Here is a 4,525-nt window from a genome sequence, read left to right as displayed (position 1 = left end):
GTGTATGCTCTGACCTCCACTGCGAAACTCTGGGGTAAATTCACATTGGCCGTCAGGAAGTAGTCAGCATTTGATGTGTCGGAGGTAACTTCACTGTTTGCTGGATTCCATATGAATGTTGGATTTGCACCAGACCAGCTCTCCCATACAGTATACAGGGAGCTCGAATCCGAATCAAAGTGGTCGAAGAAGATGAACGTGGAACTTCCACTGCTTTCGGAATTTGCTGTGGGGTTTCCGTAGTACATGTAAACTGTCGTGGTGCTGCTCGCTGGAATGCTGGGCACTCTGACCCATATCTTCGCACTACTGCCGTAGTTCCACTCCTCTATCCAGTAGCTCAGTTGATTGCCGAGATCGTCTGTGAACCTTATGTCCGATCCATCGCTGTTCACGTTACTCCAGTTGAATGAGGCGTTTAACGTGACGAGCACCTGGTAATCTGTCAGCGAACTGCCAGAGTTCTCCCGGATTGTTATGGGGACGCGGTAACTCCACCCGGGGAGCCAGAATGCCGTCACGTTTATCACATCCAGGCTGAGCACGTCTCCCGCATCACCGGCGAAGGCGTAGATGTTGACGCTTCCGTTGGCTCTGGCAAACGCACTCACGTATGCTATTCCTTCGGAGTTGGTGGTCGTGGAGGTGGAGTTAAGCTCGACGACGCTCGTGTTGCTCACCGCAAAGCTGACAGCAATCGATGACAGGGGGTTGCCAGAAGCGTCGCTCACTCTCACAGCGAGCAACCTCTTCGCTCCGTAAGTGCTGGCATCCCACGTCGTGGAGGAGTTCAACCATGAAACGGTGAGAATGCTGCTGGAGGAGGACGCTGTGCTCTTGACGGTAAGCTGGTAGCTCTCGCTCAGGTTTCGGTATGTGAATGTTATGGCTCCATTACCCGGGCTTGTGGCCCTGAATGTGGCTCTCGCAACACCCGCGACGTCAGTGTCAATCTGGGACGGCACGACACTCCCTACCCCTCCAGTGACCGATACGTTTACCGTTTTTCCCGGAAGCGGGTTGAGGTACCGGTCCACAAGCAGCACGCCGAACTCCTGAGAGTCTCCAGCCGACAGGGTATAGCTGTCAAATGGATTCGTCTTAAGCATCGCGTACACTTCCTCGCTCTCTTTTTCCACCGGAGAGAGGAGAGTTGCAGAGAAAAATCCTGATGGCACTCTTATCGTGACCAAGTCTCCTGAAACGACATAGCCAAGGCTCCTCCAGTAATCGGGATAGTGGCTCCTGAACTCGACGGTTATGTTCTCCGCGTAGTACCTCCCTCCCGTGGACACGACGTGGAATGCGAACTCGTGGGGGGAGTTGTAGGCAGACGACAGCTGACCCTGAATGATCACGAGGTTTATGCCGTTTCTCACCATTTTCTGGTCTCCAACAACCGCTGTCCTTCCATTGTTCTCCTGGAAGACCGCTGTGTTTTCGAAGACGAATGTCGTGTCTGGATAGAAGTAGTTCTCCATGGTCACGTAAATTCTCGCGCTCTCGAACTGCTTTTTCACGCTGATCACCGTTCCATTGGGCAGCGTGACGTTCATGCTCACGTTTATCGAGAACGGCTCCATCCTTATCGAGAATCCTGCAGGTTCCGGAGTGAGGAGGAAGAGGTACTTGGGGTACTGGGGCGTTTTGATGGACAGGTATGCGCTCTCACCCGACGACACCATGGCGGAAAATTTGTCGAATTCGGATTTGAGTGCCCTGACGTTGTCGGCCTCTATCTTCTTGAGCTGATCGGGGATGAGGGTGGTCTGGACGAAGGCGAGGAATATGATCATGATCTGTAGCAGGAGGATGAATCCGATTACCGGCGAAACACCTCTGCAGTTTTCACGCACAGTTCACCTTCTCTTCAGAACCTAATAAAGTTTTTTACAATAACGTTTTTATTTGATCAGCCTTAATAAAAGGTGATGCTCAACAATCCCTGTTACGATAATCTCAGGGAGCTTATGGGAGAATACGGTGTGGAGCCAGTTGAGGAGCAGGAAATTCCTGAAGGCGAGAGTCTGGTCGAGGAGTACTGGACGATAGATGGACTGGCGAAGGTGTGGATACTCGAGAACCGGGAGACGTTCCGGAAAACCTACTACCTGATCGAACCCCAGATCTCGGCAGACGAGGCCGCCCTCCTGTTTACCGTTTATGAGGACGTCAGGCAGAAGCTGATCTACTCCAAGGAGGATGATGCGTTCGATGCCCTGATGAAGACTGCCAGAAGTGTGCTGGCAGACTATTCTGTGAAAGCATCAGACGTGCTCTTCATCAAGATGCTCTACTACTTCGTCAGGGACTTTCTCGGCCTCGGAATAGTGGAGCCTGTTCTTCACGACGAGAACATAGAGGACGTGAGCTGTGATGGGTACGGCATCCCGATCTTCGTGTACCACGGGAAGCACGGAAACATGTCCACCAACCTCACCCTGGATAGGGAAACGCTCGACAACTACGTTCTGCTGCTGGCCCAGAGGGCCAACAAGCATCTGAGCTACGCGAATCCCATAATCGATGCCACCCTGCCTGACGGGAGCAGGATACAGATAACCTACGGGAGCGAGATATCCACGAGGGGGAGCACGTTCACGATCAGAAAATTCAGGGAGGAGCCCTTCACACCGGTCGATCTGATAGACTTCGGAACCGTCTCTGCGAGGATGCTTGCGTATTTCTGGCTGCTCATAGAGCACAAGAGAAACCTCATGGTTATTGGAGAGACGGCGAGCGGAAAAACAACTACGCTCAACGCACTGCTGATGTTCATACCTCCTGACAGCAAGGTCGTTTCGATTGAGGACACCAGGGAGATTCAGCTGTATCACGACAACTGGATTCCGGAGGTGACGAGGCTCAGCATAGAGGGTCAGGAAATTGACATGTACGACCTCCTGAAGGCTGCCCTGAGGCAGAGACCCGAGTACATAATCGTGGGAGAGGTAAGGGGAAGGGAAGCGCAAACACTGTTTCAGGCGATGGCCACGGGACATGCTGCATACGCCACATTTCACGCCGGAGACGTCAATCAGCTCATACACAGGCTGGAAGAGGAGCCCCTGAACGTCCCGAGGGTGCTGATTCAGTACCTGGATGCCGTGGTGATCCAGAGCAGGTGGGTTACGAAGACCGAGAAGAAAAGGAGAGCGAGGGCAGTGTTCGAGATACTTGGCATAGAATCTGCGTCAAAGGAGATTCTGCTGAACCCGGTGTACAAGTGGGACCCCGTTACGGACTCGTTTCTCGAAAGCTCGGCGTCAAACAAACTTGAAGCGATATCCCACTCCACGGGCCTTACAATGACCGAAATTCTGGAAGAGCTGGACAGTAGAACGAGGTTTCTGGAGATGATGCACGAGCGTGGCATCAGAAGGTTCGGTGATGTTTCACAGTACATCTCTCTGTACTACTCCAACCCCGATCTTGCATTCGAGAAGCTCGAACAGATGGTGGATTGAAGATGCCCTACGCCCCTAAATTCTTCAGAAGGAGGTACTCGAGGAAGTTCAGAAAAAACCGGGATAGGTACTCTGACCTTGAAAGGGCGATAAGGGGGGCGAGACTTCCCGTAACGGTTTACGAGGTTCTGGCTGCCTCTGCTTTTTACGGACTTCTGGCCTTCGTCCTCACCACCGCGGCCTTCTCGCTGTCACTGTACCTCTTCCTGAAGGACATCTCCATTTCGTTCATCCATTACTCTCTCGGCAGGATTGGTGCCATGGCTCCCAACTTCGGCGTGACGTCCTTTCTTCCCGATCTCACGGGGATCGTGGAGACCGCCGGGAGGTATGCGGAGGAATACTACTTTCTGCTTGGAGTTGTGCCCGGCTACATCGCGTACCGGCTTGTCAAGTACCTCGTGCTCTCCTATCCGTTTTTCGTGAGGGACAGGAGGAAAGGTGAGATTGATCTCTACGTCCCTCATGCCATCAACATGATGTACGGCATGGCCGTGGGCGGTCTTAGCCCTGTGGAGATTATGAGAGAGATCTCAAGGCTTGAGCACCTTTTTGGAGAGCTCAGCGTGGAGTTCAGAGAGGTGGTGAAAAACTTTGAGGTCTTCAGAAAGGACATCTTCACGAGCCTGCGGTACGTCAGGGACACCACCCCAAGCAGGAAGCTCTCGGCATTTCTTGACAGTCTGATAGTCGTTCTCCAGGGCGGGGGCAGCTTCTCTGCCTATCTGAAATCGAAGTCCGAGGAGTACGAGGAGGAGCAGGAGATCATCTTCAGCGAGGCAACGGGATTCATGGAGATACTCTTCGAGATTTACATCTCCATATTCATGATGTTTCCCATGCTCCTGCTTATAGTTCTGGTGGTTGCGAAGTTCGTTTCCGGTGGGGTGATGGAGGGGTACATTTACCTGATGTACGCGATTCTTCCAGTGGCGTCAGCCTTCATAATCCTTCTCGCGAGATCAACTCTTCCGTTTCCAAAGGCAGAAATCAGGAGGTTCAGGGAGGATGTGTACCGAACAAACGTCTTCGTTTACGACAGGAATGTCAGACGGTAC

The 4,525-nt window shown here is 52.6% G+C and carries 3 protein-coding genes; 2 read left to right on the top strand and 1 reads right to left on the bottom strand.

The genetic code is table 11. The features are described from left to right. The coding region (locus tag ACXJJC_RS08395; RefSeq protein WP_456370957.1) for an Ig-like domain-containing protein at positions 1 to 1,856 on the bottom strand (1,856 nt) is incomplete at its 3' end. 75 nt (positions 1,857 to 1,931) lie between these two features. Here ACXJJC_RS08395 and ACXJJC_RS08390 point away from each other — a divergent pair. Both ACXJJC_RS08390 and ACXJJC_RS08385 read left to right on the top strand, forming a co-directional pair. Beyond that, entirely contained in the window at positions 1,932 to 3,467 is a 1,536-nt protein-coding gene (locus tag ACXJJC_RS08390) for a type II/IV secretion system ATPase subunit (protein ID WP_456370955.1), read from the top strand. Positions 3,468 to 3,469: 2 nt separating this feature from the next. Continuing rightward, the coding region (locus ACXJJC_RS08385) for a type II secretion system F family protein (protein WP_456370953.1) at positions 3,470 to 4,525 on the top strand (1,056 nt) is incomplete at its 3' end.

This window comes from Geoglobus sp. (assembly GCF_054018175.1).
The sequence above is the reverse complement of the archived record's forward strand: the minus strand, read 5'-3'. Positions and strand labels throughout refer to the sequence as shown.

Coding starts and splice junctions, on each gene's coding strand:
- ACXJJC_RS08390 (WP_456370955.1), top strand. CDS start 1,932: ATGCTCAACAATCCCTGTTACGATAATCTCAGGGAGCTTATGGGAGAA.